Below are 25,160 nucleotides of genomic sequence, written 5' to 3'. Positions count from 1 at the left end.
GCAGACACCACCTGATGTGCCGTCTGCACTGGCGTCATCGCGGGTCAAGTCGAGTCGTCGCACCGCCGCTCCTACAGATGGGCGCCAACGATCCCACCATCCGCCCTGCTGATTGCCATCACCGACGAGCGCGGCTTGCCGTTGGGCAGGTGCTCGGGGAAGGTCGAACCGCCGGTTTCGCCCGGATGCTGGATACCGACGAACAGCGTGCGCTGGTCCGGGGCAAAGGCGATGCCGGTCACTTCGCAGGCCACCGGGCCGACCATGAAGCGGCGGATCTCGCCACTGGCAGGATCTGCACAGAGCATCTGGTTGTTGCCCATGCCGGCAAAGTCACCGCTGTTGCTGTAGTCGCCGTCAGTCAGTATCCACAAGCGGCCATCGGCATCGAAGCCCAGGCCATCGGGGCTATTGAACATGTTTTGCGGGGTGATGTTGGCGGAACCTGCCTTGGCATCACCGGCATGCACGGATGGATTGCCGGCCACCACGAACAGGTCCCAGTCGAAGCTCATGGCGCCATGGTCATCGGCGGATTCGCGCCAGCGCAGGATCTGCCCGTAGACATTCTTCTCGCGCGGGTTGGGGCCGCCGACCGGCTGGCCGTCTTCACCGCGTTTGACGTTATTGGTCAGGGTGCAATAGACCTGGCCGTCCTTGGGGCTGACCACGATCCACTCCGGGCGGTCCATGCGGGTGGCCTGCAGGTGGCTGGCGGCCAGGCGTGCATGGATCAACACCTGGGCCTGGCTGGCAAAACCGTTGGCGGCGTTGAGGCCGTGCTTGCCGTGGGTCAGCTCCAGCCATTGGCCTTTGCCGCGCGGATGGTCAGGGGTACGGTCACCATCGTCGAAGCGCGCCACATACAAGGTGCCGTGGTCCAGCAGGTTGCGGTTGGCGCTGGCGTTCTTGTGGTCGATGCGCTCGCGGCTGATGAACTTGTAGATGAACTCGCCTCGCTCGTCGTCGCCCATGTACACCACGGCGCGGCCGTCGGCGGTCTCGGCGAGGGCGGCATTTTCGTGCTTGAAGCGGCCCAGGGCGGTGCGCTTGACCGGTGTTGATTGCGGATCGAACGGGTCGATCTCGACCACCCAGCCATGGCGGTTGAGTTCGTTGGGGTTTTTCGCCAGGTCAAAGCGCGGGTCGTGCGGGTGCCAGTCGACGTCCTTGCCGCTGACCGAAGCGCCATAACGCTTCTGCGCGGTATCGAAGGCCTGGGCCGGATCGCTGCTGCCGAAGCAGTCGGTGAAGTTCTCTTCGCAGGTCAGGTAGGTGCCCCAGGGGGTTTTGCCGTTGGCGCAGTTCTGGAAGGTACCCAGCACCTTGCGCCCGCTGTTGTCGGCCGCGGTTCTGAGCAGGGCATCGCCGGCGGCGGGGCCGCTGAGGCTGATGGGCGTGTTGCCATGGATGCGTCGGTTGTAGGGCGAATCCTGGATGAATTGCCACTGGCCGTCGGCGCGCCGCACTTCGATTACCGACACCCCTTCAGCGGCCTGGGCCTTGTGCACCTCTTCGGCAGAGGCCGGTTTGCCGCCGTGGCTGAACAGGTAGCGGTAGTTGGTGTACTCGTTGTTGATCGCCATCAGCGCGCGGTTGTCGTCGCCGGGGAAGGGGAACAGGCTCATGCCATCGTTGTGATCACCGAACTGCAGTTCCTGGGCCTGGGCACTGCCATTGCCGGAAGGGTCAAAGGCTGGCGCGTTGGCGTGCAGCGGCTGGCCCCAGCTGATCAGCACCCGGGCCTTGTAGCCTGGCGGCAGGCTGATGCTGTCGGCGCTGGCGGCGGGAATGCTGGCAAAGCCCAGCAGGCTGCTGTTGCCGGCGCTGACGCTGGCGGCCAGAACGCTGCGGCTGAGCAGATTGCCACCGAGAAACAACGCTGCGCCGCACAGGGCGCCGGCACCGATAAAGCGCCGGCGGCTGAGACGGGTGAGCTGTTCGAGGTCGGTTGGCTGGTGTTCTTCTAATAGGTGCATGACAGGCTTCCTGCGGGTTTGGCAGTCACCTTAGTCAGGGCGCATGACGGTTTTGTGGCAGTTTTACAGCGGCGTTCCGAGAAGTACGTAGGAAGGCTGGAACTGCACCTGCAGGTCGCTACCTACAACGACCCGGTGATCCTTAAGCCAGTGAGCTTCGGCAAAGGCACACAGGGTTTGCCCGCTGGCCAGGGCCAGGCGCACTTCGGTGGGGCCCTCGGCGTCGTCAAGCAAGGCATCGACCTTGACCGGCAAGCAGTTGTAGCCCTGCGCAGGTTGTTCACCGAGGCCGAGCAACTCCAGCCAGCCGGCCTTGATCAGGGCGACGACGGCGGTACCGGGGCTCAGTTCCAGGCGAGCGGTGCTGTCGTGGGTGATCTCGGCGTCGATGCGCAGATCACCCGCCAGGGTCAGGCTGATGCGGTCATAGCGGCCCTGGGTCTCGATCGAACTGATGCGCCCGTGCAGTTGGTTGCGCGCGCTGGTGCGCAGCATCAGGCGGCCGAGCAGGTCGAGATCGCTGGCGTCTTCGGCGGCTTCGAGGATCTGCGCCTGCAGCGCCTGCAAGCGCTGGTACAGGCGCAGCACCCGCTGGCCTTCGGTGGACAGTTTGGCCCCACCGCCGCCACGGCCGCCGACACTGCGCTCGACCAGCGGGCTGGCCGCCAGGTTGTTGAGCTCGTCGATGGCATCCCAGGCGGCCTTGTAACTCATGCCGGCGCTTTTCGCCGCACGGGTGATCGAGCCTTGTTCGGCAATGTGTTGCAGCAAGGCAATACGCTGCGGACGGCGGACGATGTGCTGGGTGAGCAGGGCAGGCAGAGACATAAGCGGTAACGGGCACCTGAAAGGAAACAGCCCGAAAGTGCCCGCACCCCGCGTGCAAGTCAAGCGCTGCCGGGCTTGGCGGTGCGTGCCAGGCAGTAGACATCGACCCGCCGGGCACCCGCCTTGAGCAGCAGGCTGGCCAAGGCCTGGGCAGTAGCGCCAGTGGTCAGCACGTCATCCACCAGCGCCACATGACGCCCGGCAATCAGCTTGCTGTCGTGGATGGCGAAGGCCTGGCGCAGGTTGCGTTTGCGCGCCTGCGCCTTGAGACCTTGCTGGGCCGGGGTATCGAGGGTGCGGATAAGCACCTGTTCGCTGCAGCTTATGCCCAGTTGCTGCGCCAGCCAGTGACCGAGCATGCCCGCCTGGTTGTAGCCACGTTGGCGCAAACGCCGCTTTGCCAACGGCACCGGCAGCAACAAGGCCGGGCGCGGCAGCCCTTCTTCAAAGCGATGGATCAACCAGCGCCCGAGCAGTTGTGCCAGCAGGCGGCCCAGCGGCCACTGGCTGTTGTGCTTGAAGCGGGTGACCAGTGCATCGACCGGAAAGCCGTAGTGCCAGGGCGCCTCGACCCGATAGAAAGCCGGCGGGTGCCGGCTGCACTGGCCGCAAACCAGACCGTGCATGGGCAGCGGCAGGGCACAGACCTGGCAATGTTCATCGAGCCAGGGCAGTTCGCTTTCGCAGGCGACACACAAAGGGTAGGGCTGCTCGGCCGCTTCATTGCAGAGCAGACAGGTATGGTTATTAAATAGCCAGTTGTAAACCTTGTTTTTGACTTGTGGTTGACAGTGCATCAGCCTTCCTTAACTATGCGAGCTATCCGTGATGCGCTGGCGGGGTTTCCTGTGCCGGCGCTTGTACAAGCCTAAACAAGGAACCGCCGATGAGCGCCAGCACAACTGCAACAACACGTCACGACTGGTCCCTGGCCGAGGTCAAAGCCCTGTTCCAGCAGCCGTTCAATGACTTGCTGTTCCAGGCGCAAACCGTGCACCGCGCGCATTTCGACGCCAACCGCGTGCAGGTCTCGACCCTGTTGTCGATCAAGACCGGCGCCTGTCCGGAAGATTGCAAATATTGTCCGCAGTCCGGCCACTACAACACCGGGCTGGAAAAACAGAAGCTGATGGAAGTGCAGAAGGTCCTCGAAGAGGCTGCCCGCGCCAAAGCCATTGGTTCGACCCGCTTCTGCATGGGCGCGGCCTGGAAGCATCCGTCGGCCAAGGACATGCCCTACGTGCTGCAGATGGTCAAAGGGGTCAAGGCCATGGGCCTGGAAACCTGCATGACCCTCGGCAAGCTCGACCTTGAGCAAACCCAGGCGCTGGCCGAGGCCGGGCTGGACTACTACAACCACAACCTCGACACCTCGCCGGAGTTTTACGCCAGCATCATCACCACCCGCACCTACAGCGATCGCCTGCAGACCCTGGCCTATGTGCGCGACGCCGGGATGAAAATCTGTTCGGGTGGCATCCTCGGCATGGGCGAGTCGCTGGACGACCGCGCCGGGTTGCTGATCCAGCTGGCCAACCTGCCGGAGCACCCGGAGTCGGTACCTATCAACATGCTGGTGAAGGTCGCCGGCACCCCGCTGGAAAACGCCGAAGACGTTGACCCGTTCGATTTCATCCGCATGCTCGCCGTGGCCCGTATCCTCATGCCCAAATCCCACGTGCGGCTGTCGGCCGGCCGCGAAGCGATGAACGAGCAGATGCAGGCCCTGGCCTTCTTTGCCGGTGCCAACTCGATCTTCTACGGCGAGAAACTGCTGACCACCGCCAACCCGCAAGCCGACAAGGACATGCAACTGTTCGCGCGCCTGGGCATCCAGCCCGAAGCCGGTGAAGAACACGCCGACGAAGTTCACCAGGCGGCCATCGAGCAGGCCTTGGTCGAGCACAAGAGCAGCGAGCTGTTCTACAACGCTGCCTCGGCCTGAGGCGCGCATGGCTTTTGATCTTCGCGCGCGGCTCGAACAACGCCGCGCGGCTGACCTGTACCGTCAGCGCCCGCTGCTGCAAAGCCCGCAGGGCCCTGAAGTGGTGGTCGACGGCCAGCCGTTGCTGGCGTTCTGCAGCAACGACTACCTGGGCCTGGCCAATCACCCGGAAGTGATCGCCGCCTGGCGCGCCGGTGCCGAGCGCTGGGGTGTCGGCGGCGGCGCTTCGCACCTGGTGATCGGCCACAGCAGTCCGCATCACGCGGTCGAAGAAGCCCTGGCCGAACTCACCGGGCGGCCGCGAGCACTGCTGTTTACCACCGGCTACATGGCCAACCTCGGTGCCTTGACCGCACTGGTCGGGCAGGGCGATACGGTGCTGCAAGACCGCCTCAATCACGCCTCGCTGCTCGATGCCGGGTTGCTCAGTGGCGCGCGCTTCAACCGTTACCTGCACAACGATGCCCAGAGCCTGGCCAGCCGCCTGGACAAGGCCGTCGGCAACACCCTGGTGGTGACTGACGGGGTGTTCAGCATGGACGGCGACCTGGCCGATCTGCCCGCCCTGGCTGCAGCGGCCAATGCCCGCGACGCCTGGCTGATGGTCGACGATGCCCATGGCCTGGGCACTCTGGGACGCAACGGCGGCGGCATCGTCGAGCATTTCGGCCTGACACTGGCGCAGGTGCCGGTGCTGATCGGTACGCTCGGCAAGGCTTGCGGTACCGCAGGTGCTTTCGTGGCGGGTAGCGAAGAGCTGATCGAATGCCTGATCCAGTTCGCCCGGCCCTACATCTATACCACCAGCCAGCCACCGGCGCTGGCCTGCGCCACCCTGCGCAGCCTGGAACTGCTGCGCAGCGAACACTGGCGGCGTGAGCACCTGGCGGCGTTGATCCAGCAGTTTCGCCGCGGCGCCGAGCAGATCGGCCTGCAGTTGATGGACAGCTTCACGCCAATCCAGCCGATCCTGATCGGCGACAGCGCGCGCGCTTTGCGCCTGTCGCAGCTGCTGCGCGAGCGCGGCCTGCTGGTGACCGCGATCCGCCCACCCACGGTGCCTACCGGCAGTGCGCGGCTGCGCGTGACCCTGAGTGCGGCGCACAGCGCGGCGCAGGTGCAGCTATTGTTGAATGCATTGGCTGACTGTTATCCGCTGCTGGAGCCTGCTGATGCGTAATCATCTGATCCTGTTGCCGGGCTGGGGCCTGGGCAGCTCCGCCTTGCAACCGCTAGTGGCGACCCTACGAGCCATCGACCCCGGTTTGCGGGTCGAGATCCAGGCCTTGCCCAGCCTGGTGTCGAGCAACCCCGAAGACTGGCTCGACAAGCTCGACCGGCAACTGCCACGCCATGCCTGGCTGGGTGGCTGGTCGCTGGGCGGCATGCTCGCCGCAGAGCTCGCTGCTCGCCGAGGCGATGACTGCCATGGCTTGATCACCCTGGGCAGCAACCTCAGTTTTGTTTCGCGCCCAGGCTGGCCGCACGGTATGGCGGTGGATACCTTCCAGACCTTCCTTGAGGGCTGCCGTTATCACACCCAGGTCACCCTCAAGCGCTTTGTTTCGCTGTGCAGCCAGGGCGCGCAAGAGCCGCGCAGCCTGGCCCGGTTGCTCAGCGCCTGCATGCCCGCGCCGGCCCCCGAGGAACTGGTGGCGGGGTTGCAGGTGCTCGGCCAGCTCGATACCCGGAAGGCTGTGCAAGCTTATGGCGGCCCGCAGTTGCACCTGTTTGCCGGGCGTGACGAGCTGGTGCCGGCGGAGGTCGCCGGCGAGTTGCTGGAGATTCTGCCCGACGTGGAAGTCGGGCTGCTGGAAGACAGTGCTCATGGTTTTGTGATGGAAACACCTCATGAGTTGGCGGCAGCAATCAAGGCCTTTGTACATGAGAGTGGTGATGACTGATCTTTCCCTGCCGGGCCTGCCCGGCGCCTTGCCCGATAAACGCCAGGTTGCTGCGTCGTTCTCCCGCGCCGCCGCCAGCTACGACAGCGTCGCCGAACTGCAGCGCGCGGTAGGTACTGCGCTGCTTGAGCAGTTGCCGGGTGCACTTGAACCGCAACGCTGGCTGGACCTGGGCAGTGGCACCGGCTACTTCAGTCGCGCCCTGAACAGCCGTTTTCCCCAAGCCGCCGGTATCGCCGTGGACATCGCCGAAGGCATGCTCGAGCACGCCCGCGAGCAAGGCGGGGCGCATCATTATGTAGCTGGCGATGCCGAGCGCTTGCCGCTGCGCGACGCCAGTGTCGAGTTGATTTTCACCAGCCTGGCGGTGCAATGGTGCGGCGATTTTCGTGCCGTGCTCAGCGAGGCCCGGCGCGTGCTGCAACCGGGTGGCGTACTGGCGTTCGCCAGCCTCTGCGTCGGCACCCTGCATGAACTGCGCGAAAGCTGGCAGGCGGTCGATGGCCTGGTGCACGTCAATCGCTTCCGGCGCCTTGAGGACTATCAGCGCCTGTGCGGCGAAAGTGAGCTGCAGGTGCTGAGCCTGCAGTCCCGGCCCCATGTGTTGCACTACCCGGATGTACGCAGCCTGACCCACGAACTCAAGGCCCTCGGCGCCCACAACCTCAACCCCGGCCGTCCGGCAGGCCTGACCGGACGCGCGCGCATGCAGGGGCTGTTGCAGGCCTATGAGCGCTTCCGCCAGCCGCAAGGACTACCGGCGACCTACCAGGTGGTCTACGGTGTACTGCAAAAGCCGCCGGTAGAAGGGGATTGAGATGAACCCGGCCTATTTCATTGCAGGGACCGACACCGACGTCGGCAAGACCACCATCGCCGCCGGCCTGCTGCACGCCGCGCACCTGGCCGGCCTGAGCACCCTCGGTGCCAAGCCGGTGGCGTCCGGTTGCGAGGCCAGCAGCAAGGGCCTGCGCAACGCCGATGCCATGGCGCTGATCGCCGAAAGTTCGCTCAAGCTGCCCTACGAGCAGGTCAACCCGTTCGCCTTCGCGCCGGCCATTGCCCCGCACCTGGCGGCGCGTGAGGCCGGTATCGCCCTGAGCGTGCAGGCCTTGTTGACGCCGATGCGCGAGGTGCTGGCCCAAGGCGCTGATTTCACCCTGATCGAAGGTGCTGGCGGCTGGCGCGTGCCGCTGTCCGACCAGGCCAATCTGTCGGACCTGGCCGTGGCCCTGAAGCTGCCGGTGATCCTTGTGGTCGGCGTACGTCTGGGCTGCATCAACCACGCCTTGCTGACGGCTGAAGCCATTGCCCGCGACGGCCTGCAACTGGCTGGCTGGGTGGCCAACATCGTCGACCCGCGCACCTCGCGCCTGGAGGAAAACCTCGCCAGCCTCGCCGAACGTTTACCGGCGCCGTGCCTCGGGCGGGTGCCGAAGCTCAAGCAGGTCAGCGCTGAAGCGGTGGCCGCGCACTTGCAACTGGACCTGCTGGACTGACGCTCGTCTATCGTAAGGCACAGTGCCATTAGTGTTTTCAACGGGCCTTTTGTTGGCAAGTCTGCTTCAATAGAGGCTGTTCGCCTTCAGCGTCATGGAGTTTCGACATGGAAATCTCGGGCAACTCAGTCTACTACGCAGGGCTCGGCGCCATTCAGGCCGGGCAGAACCGCGTCGATCAGGCCGCCAGCCAGATCGCCAACACCACCGTCGAGCGTGCCGCCACCAGCCAGTCCAGCGACTATCAGGCCGAGCGCCTGCGTGCGGTCGATCGCAGCCAGCAGATGGACCTGGCCACCAGCAGCGTCGAGATGGCGCTGGGCAAGCATCAGGTCGAACTTGGTGTCAAAGTGGCCAAAGCATCGGACGAAATGCTCGGCACCCTGATCGATACCTACGCCTGACCCCCTGCGGCTCGCCCTCTGCGCGCCTTCAACTAGTCTTTATGTATCAGCGCCTTGGCCTTGCAGGCCGGCGCTCGGCTGCGCGTTTGCGGGGTATTTGGCCAGGGCAATCGCGCAGTCTGGCATGGCCGAACTGCCCTCTGCTTGATGCTTGACAAGTTTTCGGCGTAAACGTATGTTTCAAACAACTGTTTGACCGAAAGCCGCCTAGAGCTGGTCGGTATATCGCGGTCTCCCTATCCAGGATTCATCAGCAGAGGTTCATCGCTATGCCTGATTACAAAGCCCCCTTGCGTGATATTCGCTTCGTTCGTGACGAGCTGCTCGGCTACGAAGCGCATTATCAGAGCCTGCCGGCTTGCCAGGACGCCACCCCGGACATGGTTGACGCCATCCTCGAGGAAGGCGCCAAGTTTTGTGAACAGGTACTGGCCCCGCTGAACCGTGTCGGTGACCTTGAAGGCTGCACCTGGAGCGAGTCGGGCGTAAAAACCCCATCCGGCTTCAAGGAAGCCTACAAGCAGTTCGTCGAAGGTGGCTGGCCGAGCCTGGCCCATGACGTCGAGCACGGCGGTCAGGGCCTGCCTGAGTCGCTGGGCCTGGCGGTCAGCGAAATGGTTGGCGAGTCGAACTGGTCGTGGGGCATGTACCCTGGCCTGTCCCACGGCGCGATGAACACCATCTCCGAGCACGGCACCGCCGAGCAGCAGGAGACCTACCTGACCAAGCTGGTATCCGGCGAATGGACCGGCACCATGTGCCTGACCGAGCCACACTGCGGTACCGACCTGGGCATGCTGCGCACCAAGGCCGAACCTCAGGCTGATGGTTCCTACAAAGTTACCGGCACCAAGATCTTCATCTCGGCCGGTGAGCACGACATGGCCGACAACATCGTCCACATCGTCCTGGCCCGCCTGCCCGATGCTCCTGCTGGCACCAAAGGCATTTCGCTGTTCATCGTGCCGAAGTTCCTGCCGACCGCCGAAGGCACTGTCGGTGAGCGCAACGCCGTTTCCTGTGGCTCGATCGAACACAAGATGGGCATCCACGGCAACGCCACCTGCGTGATGAACTTCGACGCCGCTACCGGCTACCTGATCGGCCCGGCCAACAAAGGCCTGAACTGCATGTTCACCTTCATGAACACTGCTCGCCTGGGTACCGCGCTGCAAGGCCTGGCCCACGCTGAAGTGGCGTTCCAGGGCGGCCTGAAATACGCTCGCGACCGCCTGCAAATGCGCTCGCTGACTGGCCCGAAAGCGCCGGATAAAGCCGCTGACCCGATCATCGTCCACCCGGACGTACGTCGCATGCTGCTGACCATGAAGGCGTTCGCCGAAGGCAACCGCGCCATGGTCTACTTCACCGCCAAGCAGGTGGACATCGTCAAGTACAGCCAGGACGAAGAAGAGAAGAAGAAGGCCGACGCACTGCTGGCCTTCATGACGCCGATCGCCAAGGCGTTCATGACTGAAGTCGGCTTCGAAGCAGCCAACCACGGCGTACAGATCTACGGCGGCCACGGCTTCATCGCCGAGTGGGGCATGGAGCAGAACGTTCGCGACAGCCGCATCTCGATGCTGTACGAAGGCACCACCGGCATCCAGGCGCTGGACCTGCTCGGCCGTAAAGTACTGATGACCCAGGGCGAAGCGCTCAAGGGCTTCACCAAGATCGTGCACAAGTTCTGCCAGGGCAACGAAGGCAACGAGGCGATCAGCGAGTTCGTCGCACCGCTGGCCCAGCTGAACAAAGAGTGGGGCGAGCTGACCATGAAGGTCGGTATGGCTGCAATGAAAGACCGCGAAGAAGTCGGCGCCGCTTCGGTGGACTACCTGATGTACTCCGGTTACGCCTGCCTTGCCTACTTCTGGGCCGACATGGCGCGCCTGGCTGCCGAGAAGCTGGCTGCCGGCACCACTGAAGAAGCCTTCTACACCGCCAAGCTGCAGACCGCGCGTTTCTACTTCCAGCGCATCCTGCCGCGTACCCGCACCCATGTCGCAACCATGCTGTCGGGCGCCAACAACCTGATGGACATGAACGAAGAGCACTTCGGTCTGTCGTACTGATTCAAAGGCTGTAAGGAAAAACGCCTGCCCTCACCGGCAGGCGTTTTTTTTGCCTTTTGTTTTCTGTGGGAGCGGGCTTGCCCCGCGATGTGAGGTAGCTGACAGAATGCTATCGCGGGGCAAGCCCGCTCCCACCGACCAAGCGCATTCATCTATTCATGTGCGCTGCCGATACATTAAGGCACAATGCCATTATTGATCTGCCGGGTCGGAGATTACCCTTGTTTCGTTTATCCGCTGTACGCCTGAGCCACTTCCTGCCATCAGTCTGTTTGCTGGTGTCGGGGCTCGCGGCCGCTTATGTGAGAGACCTCAGCGTCTTTTTCACCTCACTGTTCAATGTCCTGCCTACTCTGGTCCTGTTGCTCGGCGGCGCCTATTGCGCCGTGTACCGTCGTCAGCGCGAACTGTTTCTGATGCTCACGGTGTACATCGCCTACTTTCTCCTCGACACCCAGACCGACTTCTACCGCGACAACGGTCGCGTGCGCGAAGACGCAGCGGTGGTGTTCCACTTGGTTTGCCTGCTGTTGCCGCTGATGTTTGCCCTGTATGGCGCCTGGCAGGAGCGTACCCACCTGTTCCAGGACATGGTCGCGCGCTTCGCCGTACTGCTGGCCGTGGGCAGCGTCGCCCTGGGCCTGGAGCAGAGTTTCCCGCAGGCACTGCTGAGCTGGCTGGCGGAGATCCGCTGGCCATCGCTGCACGGCCAGTGGATGAGCCTGATCCAGCTGGCCTACCCGGTGTTCTTCTGCGCCTTCATCCTGCTGGTGGTGCAGTACCTGCGCCAGCCACGGCCGTTGCATGCCGCGCAGTTGATCGGCCTGATCGGTATCTTCTGGATGCTGCCCAAGACTTTCATCCTGCCGTTCACCCTGAACATCATGTGCAGCCAGGTGATGCTGATGATTGCCGCAGCGGTGTCCCACGAGGCTTATCAGATGGCCTTCCGCGATGAGCTGACCGGCTTGCCCGGCCGCCGCGCGCTCAACGAACGCATGCAGCGCCTGGGGCGCAACTATGTGCTGGCGATGACCGACGTCGACCACTTCAAGAAATTCAACGACACCCATGGCCACGACGTCGGTGACCAGGTGTTGCGCCTGGTGGCCAGCAAGCTGTCCAAAGTTACCGGCGGTGGTCGGGCCTATCGCTATGGCGGTGAGGAATTTGCCGTGGTGTTCGCCGGCAAGAGCATCGAGGAGTGCATGCCGCACCTTGAGGCCGTGCGCGAGGTGATCGCCAACTACAACATCCAGTTGCGCAATCAGGACAGCCGCCCCCAGGACGACCAGCAAGGGCGCCAGCGCCGCGGTGCGTCGGCGGCCTCAAGCGTTTCGGTGACCATCAGTATCGGCGTCAGCGAGCGTCTGGCCGATCATCGCTCACCCGACGAAGTACTCAAGTCCGCCGACCAAGCCTTGTACAGCGCCAAAGGTGCCGGGCGTAACTGTGTCGTCGCCTACGGTGTACAGGCCAAGCGTGGTGCCGTACGCATGGCGTGACCGAAATAGACTATACAGTCGCCAGATGACCCTATGTGTCACAAAAGTTGTTCGGTTACACTGCTTGCATAACAGTGATGCGGCCTGCGGGCCGTCCCCGACTCTAGTGTGAGAGGTAGCCATGGCTGACTATAAAGCGCCCCTGCGCGATATGCGCTTCGTCCTCAATGAAGTCTTCGAGGTGTCCAAGCTCTGGGCGCAGTTGCCGGGCCTGGCCGAAGTGGTCGACGAAGAAACCGCGCTGGCGGTGCTCGAAGAAGCCGGCAAGGTCACCAGCAAGAGCATCGCGCCGCTGAGCCGCAGCGCCGATGAAGAAGGCTGCCACTGGGACAACGGTGCGGTGAGCACCCCCGCCGGTTTCATCGAGGCCTACCAGACCTACGCCGAAGGCGGCTGGGTGGGCGTCGGTGGCGACCCGGCCTACGGCGGCATGGGCATGCCCAAGGTGATCTCGGCCCAGGTCGAGGAGATGGTCAACTCGTCCAGCCTGGCGTTCGGCCTGTACCCGATGCTGACTGCCGGTGCCTGCCTGTCGATCAACGCCCACGCCAGTGAAGAGCTCAAGGCAAAGTACCTGCCGAACATGTACGCCGGTATCTGGGCCGGCTCCATGTGCCTGACCGAGCCGCACGCCGGCACCGACCTGGGCATCATCCGCACCAAGGCCGAGCCTCAGGCGGACGGCAGCTACAAGGTCAGCGGCACGAAGATCTTCATCACCGGTGGCGAGCACGACCTCACCGAGAACATCATCCACCTGGTGCTGGCCAAGTTGCCGGACGCCCCTGCCGGGCCGAAGGGCATTTCCCTGTTCCTGGTACCGAAGGTCCTGGTCAATGCCGATGGCAGCCTGGGCGCGCGCAACCCGGCCACTTGCGGCTCGATCGAGCACAAGATGGGCATCCAGGCCTCGGCCACCTGCGTGATGAACTTCGATGAAGCGGTCGGTTACCTGGTCGGCGAGCCGAACAAGGGCCTGGCGGCGATGTTCACCATGATGAACTACGAGCGCCTGGGCGTTGGTATCCAGGGCCTGGCCTCGGCCGAGCGCTCCTACCAGAACGCCATCGAATATGCCCGCGACCGCCTGCAGAGCCGCTCGCCAACCGGCCCGCAAGCCAAGGACAAGGTCGCCGACCCGATCATCGTCCACCCTGATGTGCGGCGCATGCTGCTGACCATGAAGGCCCTCAACGAAGGGGGTCGTGCATTCTCCACCTATGTGGCGATGCAGCTCGATACCGCCAAGTTCAGCGAAGACGCCCAGACCCGCAAGCGCGGTGAAGACCTGGTGGCCTTGCTGACGCCGGTGGCCAAGGCATTTCTCACCGACCTCGGCCTGGAGTCGGCGGTGCATGGCCAGCAAGTGTTCGGTGGCCACGGTTACATTCGTGAGTGGGGCCAGGAGCAGCTGGTGCGCGATGTGCGCATCACCCAGATCTACGAAGGCACCAACGGCATCCAGGCCCTCGACCTGATGGGGCGCAAGGTGGTTGGTAGCGGCGGCGCGCTGTACAAGTTGTTCGCCGACGAGATCCGCCACTTCACCGCCAGCGCTGGCAGCGAGCTGGGCGAGTTCGTCAAACCGCTGAATGCCGCCCTCGACAACCTCGACGACCTGACCGCCTGGGTGCTCGACCGGGCCAAGAGCAACCCGAATGAAATCGGCGCGGCGTCTGTTGAATACCTGCAGGCGTTTGGCTATACCGCTTATGCCTACATGTGGGCGTTGATGGCCCGGACCGCCCTGGCCAAGCAAGGCGAGGACGATTTCTACGCCAGCAAGCTGGGCACCGCACGCTTCTATTTCGCCCGTCTGCTGCCGCGGATTCACTCGCTGAGCGCTTCGGTCAAAGCCGGTAGCGAGTCGCTGTACCTCCTGGATGCGGCGCAGTTTTAAGCGTAATAGTTGTTTGTAAGCATTCTCTTACATGACGTGGTGACTTTTCGCCTCTATCGGAAGATTGGATCCACAGTTAATCTTCTCACATGGACGTAGCGCAGGAAGCGCAAAGTACAGAACACGGACACGAAGGATTCCTGCCAGGATGGCGGGGCGAAAAGGATGTCAGGGAAACAGTCTGCAAAGCCCCGCTTCGGCGGGGTTTTCTTTTGCCTGCGATTTGACCTCAGCCCAGTACATCCAGCGGCGACACGCCGATCTGGCGCGGGTCGGCTTCTTCTTCCAGCAGGTTGCGCAGCAACTCCACCGAGGCTTGCTGGCGCTGCGCATCGCGAAACACCAGGCCGATCTTCAGCGGCACCCGTGGTTCGCTCAATGGCTTCCACAACAAGTCCTGGTCATCTTCGACCACTTCCTTGGCGCGCCCGGGCAGTACCGTTGCCAGCGAGGTGTGCGCGAGGCTGTCGAGAATCCCGCCCATGTTGTTCATTTCCGCCTGCACTTGCGGGCGCCGGCCGAGGTTGGCCAGTTGCGACTGCCAGATCTGCCGCACCTGAAATTCTTCGCCGAGCAGCAGCATCGGCAATTCGGCGGCCTGCTTGAGCGATACCTTCTTGAATTCGCGCAAGGGGTGGGTGTTGGGGATGACCAGTTGCAGCTCGTCTTCGTACAGTAACAGCCCATGCAGGCCGGGCTGGCGCGGCGGCAGGTAGCTGATGCCGATGTCCAGGCTGCCATTGAGCAGGCGCCGCTCGATCTCCAGCCCCGACAGCTCATAGATTTGCACCACCAGGTGCGGCTGCGCCTTGCGCACCCGGTCTAGCAGTTGCGGCACCAGGCTTGGCCGCACGGTTTGCAGCACGCCGATGGCCAAGGTGCGCAACGACTGGCCCTTGAAATTGCGCAGGGCCTCACGGGCCCGCTGCAGGCCATCGAGCAAGGGCAGGGCGTGGTTGTACAGGGTGTGCGCGGCCAGGGTCGGCAGCAGGCGCTTGTTGCCGCGCTCGAACAGGCTGACATCGAGGTTCTGTTCAAGCTGGCGGATCTGCTGTGACAGCGCCGGTTGCGACAGCGACAGGCGCTCGGCGGCGCGGCCGACGTGGCCCTCTTCATACACCGCGACGAAATAACGCAGTTGGCGAAAATCCATAAGTAATACTTATCAAAAATGCTCGAAAAACCAAATGGCCGTTAGCCTCCAAGAGGCCTAGTCTATCCCGTATTCACAAGGTTTACAGGGCCAGAAGGCGCGATGAATACCGTGTATGTGGATGGCGTTTACATAGGCAAGGCAAAAAACCTCGGGCATGGCTTGTTGACTGATATCGATAAGCAGGAGGTTGCAAGACGCTTGTGGTTATGGCCGCAAGGGTTGGGTAGCGACGAACACGGCGACCCACGCTTTCATACCGGCCCCGAACGGGCCTTGCACCACTACCCGGCCGAACACTACGCCTGGTGGCGGCAACGTTATCCACAGATCGACTGGTGCGCCCCGGGTTTTGGCGAAAACCTCTCGACCCACGGCCTGGATGAACATCAGGTCTGCCTGGGCGATATGTTTCGCTGGGGCGGGGCGCTGCTGCAGATCAGCCAGCCGCGTTCGCCGTGCTATCGCCTGAGCCATCGCTGGGGTTTGCCGAACCTGCCGCAACAGGCCCAGGACAGTGGCCGCTGTGGCTGGTTCTACCGGGTGCTCAGGCCTGGTTTCGTCAGCGCCGACGAGCCTTTTGAACTGATTCAACGCAGTTATCCGGGCCTGACCGTGGCCTGGGCGCTACGCACTTTTTACCGTGAACCTCTGGAGCATGCAGGTTTGAAAAAGCTGGTGGATTGTCCGGCCCTCTCGTCTCGCTGGCGCGATATCGCCATCAAGCGCATGCGCACCGGTCAGGTCGAAGACTGGAGCGCGCGTTTGCTTGGTCTGCCGCTCGAGGGGCTGCGCGCATGAACCTGTTCAACCTGCGCCGCCCGGCTCCCGCCGTGGCCGAGCGCAAGCTCGCTGCGCAACCGGTAGAAGACCTGTCGCGGGAATGCCTGATGCCGGCGGTAGCGCGAGCGCCCCAGGTGTTCGTTCGCGGCCAGGGTTCGTGGTTATGGGACAGTGAAGGCCACGCTTACCTGGACTTCACCCAGGGCTGTGCAGTCAACAGCCTCGGCCACAGCCCCAGCGTGCTGGTCAAAGCCTTGGGCAGCCAGGCCCAGGCGCTGATCAATCCGGGTGCCGGTTTTCATAATCGCGGCCTGTTGAATCTGGTCAACCAACTGTGCGAAAGCACCGGCAGCGATCAGGCCTATCTGCTCAACAGCGGCGCCGAAGCCTGTGAAGGGGCGATCAAGCTGGCGCGCAAATGGGGCCAGTTGCATCGCAATGGCGCCTACCACATCATCACCGCCAGCCAGAGCTGCCATGGCCGCAGCCTGGGCGCGTTGTCGGCTTCCGACCCGTCGCCGTGCAATCGTTGTGAGCCAGGGCTGCCGGGTTTCAGCAAGGTGCCGTTCAACGACCTTGAAGCGCTGCACGCGGCGGTCGACTCGCGCACCGTGGCGATCATGCTCGAACCGATCCAGGGCGAAGCCGGGGTGATTCCGGCGACCCAGGCGTACCTGCAGGGCGTCGAGCGCCTGTGCCGCGAACTCGGCATCCTGCTGATTCTCGATGAAGTGCAGACCGGCGTCGGCCGCTGCGGGGCGATGCTCGCCGAACAGCTGTACGGCGTACGTGCCGATATCCTCACCCTCGGCAAAGGCCTGGGTGGCGGCGTGCCCTTGGCGGCCCTGCTGGCCCGTGGCAGCGCCTGCTGCGCCGCGCCCGGCGAGCTGGAAGGCAGTCACCATGGCAATGCACTGATGACTGCGGCAGGCCTGGCGGTATTGCAGACCGTGCTGGAGGTGGGCTTCTTCGAGCATGTGCAAGATTCCGGGCGGCACCTGCGCGATGGCCTGAGCCGGTTGGCCGGCCGCTATGGCCAGGTCGAGGTGCGTGGCCAGGGGCTGCTCTGGGCGCTGCAACTGAGCGAAGACAATGCGGGCGAGCTGGTCCAGGCTGCCTTGCACGAAGGCCTGCTGCTCAATGCCCCGCAAGCCGACGTGTTGCGCTTTTCGCCGGCACTGACGGTGAGCAAGGGCAACATCGACGAAATGCTGTTGCGCCTGGCCCGGGCCTTTGCCCGCGTGCATGCCGCGCAGCAGAACCAGCGACGCGAGGCCACGGCCTGATCAATACATCGCGTTAACGAATTTTCCGAACCGTCTCGCGTTCCTGCGCATCGCCCCGGGCCTGTTGTTTTTGGCTTGGGGCGTTTTTTTGTCTGTTGCCGACGAGTGGAACCCTGGTGCCGCGCTAGAGTCAGTTCTAGTACATCTTTGAAGGGAGCTGCCCAATGGATTTTATTCGTATCATCATCGCCATTCTCCTGCCGCCGCTGGGCGTGTTCCTGCAGGTCGGCTTCGGCGGCGCCTTCTGGCTGAACATCCTGCTGACGTTGCTGGGGTACATTCCGGGCATCGTGCATGCGGTGTATATCATCGCCAAGCGGTGAGGCCAATCGCGGGTCAAGTCGGGTCGCGATAGCGATCTAACTGCCCTCCAGCACCCGCCGATAGAACTTCCATTCCTCTTCCAGCGCATGCGCCAGGTTGCTCGCGGTACGAAAACCGTGACGCTCCGATGGGTAGAAATGCCCTTCGGCGCGAATGCCGTTGGCTTTCAATGCATCCAGCATCGAACGGGTCTGTTCCGGCACCACCACGGCATCCAGCTCACCCTGGAAGAAGATCACCGGCACCTTGATGTTGGCGGCGTGCAGCAACGGCGTGCGCTGCTGGTAACGTTCGGCGTCGGCTACCGGGTCGCCGATCAGCCAGTCCAGGTAATCGCCTTCGAATTTGTGCGTGGCGCGGGCCAGCGCCTGCGGGTCGCTGACGCCGTAGAGGCTGGCACCGGCGCGGAATACATCATGGAACGCCAGGGCACAGAGGGTGGTGTAGCCGCCAGCGCTGCCGCCACGGATGAACGCGCGCTGGGGGTCGATCAGCTTGCGTTCGGCCAGGTGCCTGACCACGGCGCAGGCATCTTCGACGTCAATCTCGCCCCAGCGCAGGTGCAGGGCCTGGCGATAGTCGCGGCCATAGCTGCTGCTGCCTCGGTAATTGAGGTCGGCCACGGCAAAACCGCGCTGGGCCCAGTACTGGATGCGCGGGTCGAGCACCGGGTAGCAGGCCGAGGTCGGCCCGCCATGGATGAACACCAGCAGTGGCGGCTGCGCCTCACCGTTCATGGCCGGGTAGAAGAAACCATGAGCGAAACCATCGCCACTGGGGTAGCGCAGGGCCTGCGGGCGGCTGATGCGTTCGGCCGGCAGCGGCAAGGCACCGCCTGCCAACACTTGCACCTGATGATTCTGGCGGTTGATGGCGATAACCGCAGGTGGGCTGATGGCCGACGCGGCAATGGCATAGATGTGCTGCTCGTCGAGGTCTAGGCAGCGGAAGCGGTTGTAGTTCGCGCTGTAGTCTTCTACCGAACCGTCGGCATGACAGATGCCTAAACGACTGAAGCCGTTTTCGAACCAGCTGGCCAGGTAGTGTTGCTGATCCAGCGCCAGCCAGGTGCTGGCGCCCAGTTGCCAGGGCGCGCCGGCGTGGTCGGCAGCGGCGGCCGGCAATGCGCTCCAGCCTGCGACGGTTTCGCCCCAGGGTTGCCAATAACCGTTGCGGTCGGACAGGCAATACAAGCGGCCGCCGGCATCAAAATGTGGTTGCTGCAGGGACTGTTGCGGGCCTTGTTCACCGGCGATACAGCGCGGTGTGCTCCAGCGGCCATTGGCCTGGCGCTGGCAACACAGCAACCGGGTTGCGGTCCATGGTTGCTCGGGGCGGCTCCATTCTATCCAGGCCAGGCGCGAGCTATCGGCGCTGAGGGTGGGCGCGGCGTAGAAGTCGGCGCCTTCGGCCAGTACTTCACGGCTGCCCTTGGCGATGGCCACCAGGCGATGCTCGACCGCCCCCGGGCCATGGCTTTCTTCCACTGCCAGTACCTGGCCATTGGCCCAGCGCAGGTCGCCGTAACGCTTCAGACCCTCGGTCAGGGGTTGCGGCAACCCACCGTCAAGGTTCTGGCAATAGAGCTGTTGGTCGGCCTCGTTGACGAACACCAGGCCATCGTCGCTCAGGCAGAAGCTGCCGCCACCGTATTCATACACCCGGCTGCGCACGCTGAAACCATTGGGCGTCAGGCAGCGGGCCTGGCCATCGCGCCAGTGCCAGATCCGGCAGGCGCCGTCGCTGGGGCGAAACTCGTTCCAGAACAGGCCCTGGGCGGCAACCCGCAGCTCGGCAAAATCGGTACCGGCGGCGACCGCCTGTTCGGCGCTGAAACGCTCAGCCGCGGACAATGACACGGGAGTTTCGCTCATTACGGAAGGTCAGCTCGTCGATGGTCTGATGGGCATGTTCGGCGTCTTCACGCGCCTTGAGGATGATGCCGTGCTCGGCCGACTTGGCGCAAACCGGGTCGGCATTGCTGGCGTCGCCGGTGAGCATGAAGGCCTGGCAGCGGCAGCCGCCGAAGTCTTTCTCCTTTTCGTCGCAGGAACGGCACGGCTCGGGCATCCAGTCATAACCGCGAAAGCGATTGAACCCGAACGAGTCGTACCAGATGTGCTGCATGCTGTGGTCGCGCACATTGGGAAACTGCACCGGTAACTGCCGGGCGCCATGGCAGGGCAGGGCAGTGCCGTCCGGGGTGACGGTGAGGAACACGCTGCCCCAGCCGTTCATACAGGCCTTGGGGCGCTCTTCGTAATAGTCCGGGGTGACGAAGATCAGCTTGCACGGGTTGCCGGCGGCTTGCAGTTTGGCCCGGTACTCGTTGGTGATGCGCTCGGCGCGTTCGAGCTGGGCGCGGGTCGGCAGCAGGCCGACGCGGTTCAGGTGCGCCCAGCCATAGAACTGACAAGTGGCCAGTTCAACGAAGTCGGCTTCCAGGGCCACGCACAGCTCGATGATGCGGTCGATCTTATCGATGTTGTGCCGATGGGTGACGAAGTTCAGCACCATCGGGTAGCCATGGGCTTTTACCGCGCGGGCCATTTCCAGCTTTTGCGCGAAGGCCTTCTTCGAGCCGGCCAGCAGGTTGTTCACTTGCTCGTCGCTGGCCTGGAAGCTGATCTGGATATGGTCCAGCCCGGCCTCTTTGAAGGTGGCGATCTTCTGTTCGGTGAGGCCGATGCCGGAGGTGATCAGGTTGGTGTAGTAACCCAGGCGCCGGCCCTCGCCGATCAGTTCGGCCAGGTCCTGGCGCACCAGCGGCTCACCGCCGGAAAAGCCCAGTTGCGCGGCGCCCATTTCCCGCGCTTCGGCCATCACCTTGAACCACTGCGCGGTGCTCAGCTCCTGGCCCTGGGCGGCGAAGTCCAGGGGGTTGGAGCAGTACGGGCACTGCAGCGGGCAACGGTAGGTCAGCTCGGCGAGCAGCCACAGCGGCAGGCCGACGTCAGGTTTTGCCGGCAATTCAGGCAAGGCTGATCCAGTGTTCGGCACGGGCCACCTCCATGAACTGCTCGATGTCGTCACCAAGTTCAGGTACGCCAGGGAACTGCTTGTCCAGCTCGGCGATGATCGCAGCGACATCGCGCTGGCCGTCGATCAGCCCGCCGATCAGCGCAGCGCTGTCGTTGAGCTTGATCATCCCTTCCGGGTACAACAGCACATGGCCCTTTTGCGCCGGCTCGTACTGGAAGCGATAGCCCGGGCGCCAGGCCGGAACTTGCGCGCGATTAAAACTCATAGGGCGATTCCTTTGTGCCAGACCCTTTCGCTGGTGACACTGTGATAGGGCGGGCGGTTCAGTTCGTAAGCCATGCTCATGGCATCGAGCATGCTCCAGAGGATGTCCAGCTTGAACTGCAGGATCTCCAGCATGCGCTGCTGCCCTTCAACTGTAGTGTAGTGCTGCAGGGTAATTGCCAGCCCATGCTCGACGTCACGCCGGGCCTGGCCCAGGCGAGTGCGGAAGTACTCGTAGCCGGCCGGGTCGATCCATGGGTAGTGCTGCGGCCAGCTGTCGAGCCGCGACTGATGGATCTGCGGGGCGAACAGCTCGGTCAGCGAGCTGCTGGCCGCCTCTTGCCAGCTGGCGCGGCGGGCGAAGTTGACGTAGGCATCCACGGCAAAACGCACGCCAGGCAGCACCAGTTCCTGGGAACGCAGCTGCTGCGGATCGAGGCCGACCGCCTGGCCCAGGCGCAGCCAGGCTTCGATGCCGCCGTCTTCGCCAGGGGCGCCGTCATGGTCGAGCAGGCGCTGAATCCACTCGCGGCGGATTTCGCGGTCCGGGCAGTTGGCCAGGATCGCGGCGTCTTTCATCGGGATGTTGACCTGGTAATAGAAACGGTTGGCCACCCAGCCCTGGATCTGCTCGCGGCTCGCGCGGCCTTCATACATCGCCACATGGTAGGGGTGATGAATGTGGTAATAGGCGCCCTTGGCGCGCAGGGCCTGTTCGAATTCGGCGGGGGACAGCGGTTTGGCGTCGCTCATGTCGGCTCCTAGAGGGTGATGCTCATGCCGTCGAAGGCCACTTCGACGCCGCGGCGTACGCATTCGGCGCGTTCGGCCGAATCCTCATCGAGAATCGGGTTGGTGTTGTTGATGTGGATAAGCACCTTGCGCTGACGCGGGAAGCCTTCCAGTACCTCGAGCATGCCGCCCGGGCCGTTCTGCGCCAGGTGGCCCATCTCGCGGCCGGTGCGGGTGCCGACACCGCGGCGCTGCATTTCATCATCCTCCCAGAGGGTGCCGTCGACCAGCAGGCAGTCGGCGTCGCTCATCATCTGCAACAATTTGCCGTCGACCTGGCCCAGGCCCGGGGCGTAGAACAGCTTGCCGCCGGTGCGCAGGTCTTCGACCATCAGCCCGAGGTTGTCACCCGGGTGTGGGTCGAAGCGGTGCGGAGAGTAGGGCGGTGCGGCGCTACGCAGTGGGAAGGGGGTGAAGCGCAGGTTCGGACAGGCATCGATGACGAAGCTGCCTTCGAGCTCGATGCGCTGCCACTGCAGGCCACCGTTCCAGTGGCTGAGCATGGTGAACAGCGGGAAACCAGTGCTCAGGTCCTGATGGACCATGTCGGTGCACCAGACCTGGTGCGGGCAGCCTTCGCGCAGGCTGAGCAGGCCGGTGGTGTGGTCGATCTGGCTGTCGAGCAGGACGATGGCATTGATGCCGGTGTCGCGCAGGGCCCGGGCCGGCTGCATCGGGGCAAAGCTTTGCAGCTGTGCGCGGATGTCCGGCGAGGCGTTGCACAGCACCCAGTGGATACCGTCGTCAGACAGGGCAATCGATGACTGGGTGCGCGCCGTCGCGCGCAGGCTGCCGTCGCGAAAGCCTTTGCAGTTGGCGCAGTTGCAGTTCCACTGGGGAAAACCGCCACCGGCGGCGGAACCTAGAATCTGGATGTACATGGCCACTCCTGCCGCGTCCTGAAATAAAAACGCCCCGGCGGGCCGAGGCGTTGTACCGCAAGCAGGTTCAGCGGCTTGCGAAATACATGGTCACTTCAAAGCCGATACGCAGGTCAGTGTAAGCAGGTTTGGTCCACATGGGATTACTCCTTCCGGATAGGTCTGGGGGTTGTCAGCTACTTATTTAGTCCACCCTCCAGGTGAGGGGTTCCATAGCCAAGATTGCGCTATCTTACTAAAAAAATACGAACCGAATGGTTAAATCTAAGATAAACGCCATTACCGGGACGGTAAGAATCGCCTGCATCAGTGCCAGTTTTCGCTGGGCACCGGGCCGTTGGCCAGGCACAGCCAGCCGTGTTCGGCCTGGCTTACCTGGCGGGCCAGGTGCTGCAGTTGCGGCGTTTCGAGCGCCAGGATCGCCGCTTGCAGATCGCTCAACTGCGGCTGGCGATGGCCGGCCAGATGCGCCTGCCAGGCCCATTCGGCCACCTCGTTGTTGGTCATCGTCGCTTCGTCGAACTGGGCGGCGAGGGCCTGTTTATCTGCAGGGTTGCAGCTCAGTGTGACGGGCAGGTTATCGAGCAATGCCTGGATGTGCCCGATGATCTCGGTATGGCTGGCCGATGGCGACTGCACGCCAAGCAGCAGGCCGTTGCAGCCCTCGATCTGTCGGAAGGCGCTGAATACCGCGTAGCCCAGGTTCAGTTCGACCCGCAGGCGCTGATAGAAAGGCCCTTGTAGCTGCTGGGCAAACAGCCGGCCTGCGGCTTGGTCCTCGATCGGGCAGAACAGCAGCAAGGCCTGTTCACTGGCCGCTGGCGGTAGCGTTTGCCAGCGCCGCACAGGTTCGATTGTGGTCGGCAGATGCCTGCCAGCGCACCCTGGCATTGCGCTTAGGGCCTGGTTCAGCAGCGATTGCTGGCTGGCACTGAAGCCGGTCGAAAGTCCAGTCCAGGTTGAATGCTCCCACAACGCATCCAGATCGCTCTGGCTGATTATGCAGGCCGGCAAGGGCTCGTCGACGCGGCGGCCTAGTAGTTGCTCCGGCAACTGCCTGAGCAGCGCGCGGATCGGCATGGTATCGGGCTGCTCGGCAGCGCCAGTTGTCCAGCTCTGGCTGGGCGGCTGCCGCAGGATGGCCAATGCCTGTTCAATCACTGCGCCCACCACGGTGCCATTGCCGGCGCAGCGCAACTGCCAGTATTTGTCGCAGGCGCTCAATTGCACTTGCACCCCAGCCTGCGCGGCCTGTTCACGCAGCGCTTGCAGCGCCCGATCAAGTACCTGCCACAGGCGCCCACGCAAGGCTGAGGTGAGCTGCCAGCGCAGGTAGACCACACCATGCTCGCGCGACGGCGGTAGCAGGGGAGAGACAGTCAGGCCTTCGGGAACGGCGCTGACCGAGAGGGGCTGCGCCTTCACGCTCAGCAACGGATTTGCAGCGGGCAACTGCCAGGCGTGGGTAGGCGTTTTAACCTGGCCGGCGAGCATTGTTTCGAGCAATTGCTCAAGCGCAGCCAAGCCTTGCGCGTCCAGCGCGTGGAAGCGTTGCCCGGTGCTGTCCTGGCGTGCCAGCTCCAGCGCGCTGGCGGCAAGTTCGCGACAACGCTGCAAGCGGGCGTATTCCTGATTGATGCTGCTCAGGTCCGCCGTGCGGAAAAACACCAGCCAGTCAGTCAACAGCGCCTGGACCTGCGTGGCATCAGCCGTGTCGTTGAGCTTGAAGCCCGCATGCAGCAGCGTCTGGCCGGCAAAGCTGTACAGCGAGGAAAACGCGAAGTGCGCCAGCCAGCCCCGCTCGCGCAAGGTCGCCGGCAAGCCGCCGGGCCGGATGTCGCTCAGCCAGGTAGCGAGAAAATCGACTGCCTGCTCAAAACCTGTGGGGAGTTGCTCGCACGGGTACAGCACATCCAGTTGCCGTTCGTTGTGCATCAACAGCGCAGCCCGGCTATAGAAGCTCGGTGGTAGCGATTGCTGCACTTTTGCCCCGCGACTGAACACCTGGCCGAAGCGATTCGCCAACGCCTGCAGTTCGTCGAGGCTTTGTGGCCCGCTCAGGCTCAAGGTGATTTGCCCGGCCTGGTAGAAGCGCTGGTGAAAGCCGCGCAACGCCGCCTGGAACGCCGGATTTTGAACCTGCAGGCTGTAGCGGTTACCAGCCTGGAACGCGCTCAGCGGATGTTCGCTGCCCGCAGCCTGAAGCAAGGCAAACTGGTGCTGCGCTTGTGGATTGCGCGACCAGGCAATGAACTCGGCATGGATCACTTCCCGTTCGCGCACTTGCCGCTCAAGGTCGAACTGCGGCTGTGCGAGCATCTGGCACAGTCGCTCAAGCCCCCCGGCAAAAGCTGCGGGCGGTACTTCGAAAAAGAACTCGGTGCTGCGTTCACGGGTGCTGGCGTTGACCTGCCCGCCGTGGTGCTGCACATAGCGCATCAGGCCGTCGTCCAGGGCGAAGCGTTGATTGCCGAGGAAGAACAGATGCTCGAGAAAGTGTGCCAGCCCCGGCCACGCCGGTGGCGCGTCATGGCTGCCGGCCGCTACCCGCACAGCCGCCGCGCAGCGTTTTAGCTGCGGTGCATGGCGCAGGGTGACCTGCAGGCCATTGGCGAGGGTCAGGTTGTGCAGGGCGCTGGGCATGACGACTCCGGGT

Annotated in this window: 23 protein-coding genes; 12 read left to right on the top strand and 11 right to left on the bottom strand. The window is 63.6% G+C overall.

What is annotated here, in order from left to right:
* Positions 1-71: 71 nt before the first annotated feature.
* From LOY37_RS25125 to LOY37_RS25115, 3 genes are all read right to left on the bottom strand, one after another.
* Positions 72-1,979 carry a PhoX family phosphatase gene (locus LOY37_RS25125; RefSeq protein ID WP_258715949.1) on the bottom strand — a complete coding sequence of 636 codons (1,908 nt, stop codon included), beginning with the start codon at positions 1,977-1,979 and terminating at the stop codon, positions 72-74.
* Positions 1,980-2,042: 63 nt separating this feature from the next.
* Complete coding sequence (locus tag LOY37_RS25120) at positions 2,043-2,807, bottom strand: TOBE domain-containing protein (RefSeq protein WP_045199202.1); 765 nt, start codon at positions 2,805-2,807, stop codon at positions 2,043-2,045.
* A 59-nt stretch (positions 2,808-2,866) separates the two neighbouring features.
* A complete protein-coding gene (locus LOY37_RS25115; protein WP_258715948.1) occupies positions 2,867-3,604 on the bottom strand; it encodes a ComF family protein in 738 nt (245 codons plus the stop codon).
* A gap of 89 nt (positions 3,605-3,693) precedes the next feature.
* Here LOY37_RS25115 and bioB point away from each other — a divergent pair, with 89 nt between their 5' ends.
* The 9 genes from bioB to LOY37_RS25070 all read left to right on the top strand — a co-directional run bounded on the left by bioB (position 3,694) and on the right by LOY37_RS25070 (position 14,039).
* Positions 3,694-4,752, top strand: coding sequence for a biotin synthase BioB (gene bioB, locus LOY37_RS25110; RefSeq protein WP_045199206.1), 1,059 nt, complete (start codon positions 3,694-3,696; stop codon positions 4,750-4,752).
* Positions 4,753-4,759: 7 nt separating this feature from the next.
* Positions 4,760-5,932, top strand: a complete 1,173-nt coding sequence (gene bioF / locus LOY37_RS25105) for an 8-amino-7-oxononanoate synthase (protein WP_093378874.1) — start codon at positions 4,760-4,762, stop codon at positions 5,930-5,932.
* Positions 5,925-6,656 carry an alpha/beta fold hydrolase gene (locus tag LOY37_RS25100; protein WP_258608347.1) on the top strand — a complete coding sequence of 244 codons (732 nt, stop codon included), beginning with the start codon at positions 5,925-5,927 and terminating at the stop codon, positions 6,654-6,656. The genes bioF and LOY37_RS25100 overlap by 8 nt, the downstream gene beginning before the upstream one ends.
* Positions 6,649-7,473 carry a malonyl-ACP O-methyltransferase BioC gene (gene bioC / locus LOY37_RS25095; RefSeq protein ID WP_258715947.1) on the top strand — a complete coding sequence of 275 codons (825 nt, stop codon included), beginning with the start codon at positions 6,649-6,651 and terminating at the stop codon, positions 7,471-7,473. Before LOY37_RS25100 ends, bioC begins: the two co-directional genes overlap by 8 nt.
* 1 nt (position 7,474) lies before the next feature.
* Positions 7,475-8,155, top strand: a complete 681-nt coding sequence (gene bioD / locus LOY37_RS25090) for a dethiobiotin synthase (RefSeq protein ID WP_258715946.1) — start codon at positions 7,475-7,477, stop codon at positions 8,153-8,155.
* A 107-nt stretch (positions 8,156-8,262) separates the two neighbouring features.
* Positions 8,263-8,559, top strand: coding sequence for a hypothetical protein (locus LOY37_RS25085; RefSeq protein ID WP_045199215.1), 297 nt, complete (start codon positions 8,263-8,265; stop codon positions 8,557-8,559).
* A 269-nt stretch (positions 8,560-8,828) separates the two neighbouring features.
* Positions 8,829-10,634 (top strand): phenylacyl-CoA dehydrogenase, encoded by a 1,806-nt coding sequence (locus tag LOY37_RS25080; RefSeq protein ID WP_010221411.1) that lies wholly within the window; start codon positions 8,829-8,831, stop codon positions 10,632-10,634.
* A 221-nt stretch (positions 10,635-10,855) separates the two neighbouring features.
* The gene (locus LOY37_RS25075; RefSeq protein WP_045199217.1) at positions 10,856-12,139 is read left to right on the top strand and encodes a diguanylate cyclase; all 1,284 of its coding nucleotides are present in this window, start codon (positions 10,856-10,858) and stop codon (positions 12,137-12,139) included.
* A 121-nt stretch (positions 12,140-12,260) separates the two neighbouring features.
* Entirely contained in the window at positions 12,261-14,039 is a 1,779-nt protein-coding gene (locus LOY37_RS25070) for an acyl-CoA dehydrogenase C-terminal domain-containing protein (protein WP_258715945.1), read from the top strand.
* A 229-nt stretch (positions 14,040-14,268) separates the two neighbouring features.
* Here the strand turns inward: LOY37_RS25070 and LOY37_RS25065 are convergent, their stop codons facing one another.
* Positions 14,269-15,192 carry a LysR family transcriptional regulator gene (locus LOY37_RS25065; RefSeq protein ID WP_045199221.1) on the bottom strand — a complete coding sequence of 308 codons (924 nt, stop codon included), beginning with the start codon at positions 15,190-15,192 and terminating at the stop codon, positions 14,269-14,271.
* 102 nt (positions 15,193-15,294) lie between these two features.
* Here LOY37_RS25065 and LOY37_RS25060 point away from each other — a divergent pair, with 102 nt between their 5' ends.
* The 3 genes from LOY37_RS25060 to LOY37_RS25050 all read left to right on the top strand — a co-directional run bounded on the left by LOY37_RS25060 (position 15,295) and on the right by LOY37_RS25050 (position 17,584).
* Positions 15,295-15,993 carry an MOSC domain-containing protein gene (locus LOY37_RS25060; protein WP_258715944.1) on the top strand — a complete coding sequence of 233 codons (699 nt, stop codon included), beginning with the start codon at positions 15,295-15,297 and terminating at the stop codon, positions 15,991-15,993.
* Positions 15,990-17,261 carry an aspartate aminotransferase family protein gene (locus tag LOY37_RS25055; protein ID WP_258715943.1) on the top strand — a complete coding sequence of 424 codons (1,272 nt, stop codon included), beginning with the start codon at positions 15,990-15,992 and terminating at the stop codon, positions 17,259-17,261. The genes LOY37_RS25060 and LOY37_RS25055 overlap by 4 nt, the downstream gene beginning before the upstream one ends.
* Before the next feature lie 164 nt (positions 17,262-17,425).
* On the top strand, positions 17,426-17,584 hold the full coding sequence (locus LOY37_RS25050; RefSeq protein ID WP_003177654.1) for a YqaE/Pmp3 family membrane protein: 159 nt from the start codon (positions 17,426-17,428) through the stop codon (positions 17,582-17,584).
* Between the two features lie 36 nt (positions 17,585-17,620).
* Here the strand turns inward: LOY37_RS25050 and LOY37_RS25045 are convergent, their stop codons facing one another.
* From LOY37_RS25045 to pqqF, 7 genes are all read right to left on the bottom strand, one after another.
* Positions 17,621-19,459, bottom strand: a complete 1,839-nt coding sequence (locus LOY37_RS25045; RefSeq protein ID WP_258715942.1) for a S9 family peptidase — start codon at positions 19,457-19,459, stop codon at positions 17,621-17,623.
* Positions 19,425-20,585, bottom strand: coding sequence for a pyrroloquinoline quinone biosynthesis protein PqqE (pqqE, locus tag LOY37_RS25040; protein ID WP_213603077.1), 1,161 nt, complete (start codon positions 20,583-20,585; stop codon positions 19,425-19,427). Before pqqE ends, LOY37_RS25045 begins: the two co-directional genes overlap by 35 nt.
* The gene (pqqD, locus tag LOY37_RS25035; protein ID WP_045199234.1) at positions 20,557-20,832 is read right to left on the bottom strand and encodes a pyrroloquinoline quinone biosynthesis peptide chaperone PqqD; all 276 of its coding nucleotides are present in this window, start codon (positions 20,830-20,832) and stop codon (positions 20,557-20,559) included. The genes pqqE and pqqD overlap by 29 nt, the downstream gene beginning before the upstream one ends.
* The gene (gene pqqC / locus LOY37_RS25030; protein WP_045199236.1) at positions 20,829-21,584 is read right to left on the bottom strand and encodes a pyrroloquinoline-quinone synthase PqqC; all 756 of its coding nucleotides are present in this window, start codon (positions 21,582-21,584) and stop codon (positions 20,829-20,831) included. Before pqqC ends, pqqD begins: the two co-directional genes overlap by 4 nt.
* Before the next feature lie 8 nt (positions 21,585-21,592).
* A complete protein-coding gene (gene pqqB / locus LOY37_RS25025; RefSeq protein WP_045199237.1) occupies positions 21,593-22,504 on the bottom strand; it encodes a pyrroloquinoline quinone biosynthesis protein PqqB in 912 nt (303 codons plus the stop codon).
* A gap of 67 nt (positions 22,505-22,571) precedes the next feature.
* On the bottom strand, positions 22,572-22,643 hold the full coding sequence (pqqA, locus tag LOY37_RS25020) for a pyrroloquinoline quinone precursor peptide PqqA (RefSeq protein WP_008365141.1): 72 nt from the start codon (positions 22,641-22,643) through the stop codon (positions 22,572-22,574).
* A gap of 167 nt (positions 22,644-22,810) precedes the next feature.
* Complete coding sequence (pqqF, locus tag LOY37_RS25015) at positions 22,811-25,147, bottom strand: pyrroloquinoline quinone biosynthesis protein PqqF (RefSeq protein WP_258715941.1); 2,337 nt, start codon at positions 25,145-25,147, stop codon at positions 22,811-22,813.
* Positions 25,148-25,160: the final 13 nt, after the last annotated feature.

Source organism: Pseudomonas sp. B21-012 (assembly GCF_024749305.1).
In the GTDB taxonomy this organism is placed as follows: Bacteria; Pseudomonadota; Gammaproteobacteria; order Pseudomonadales; family Pseudomonadaceae; genus Aquipseudomonas.
The sequence above is the reverse complement of the archived record's forward strand: the minus strand, read 5'-3'. Positions and strand labels throughout refer to the sequence as shown.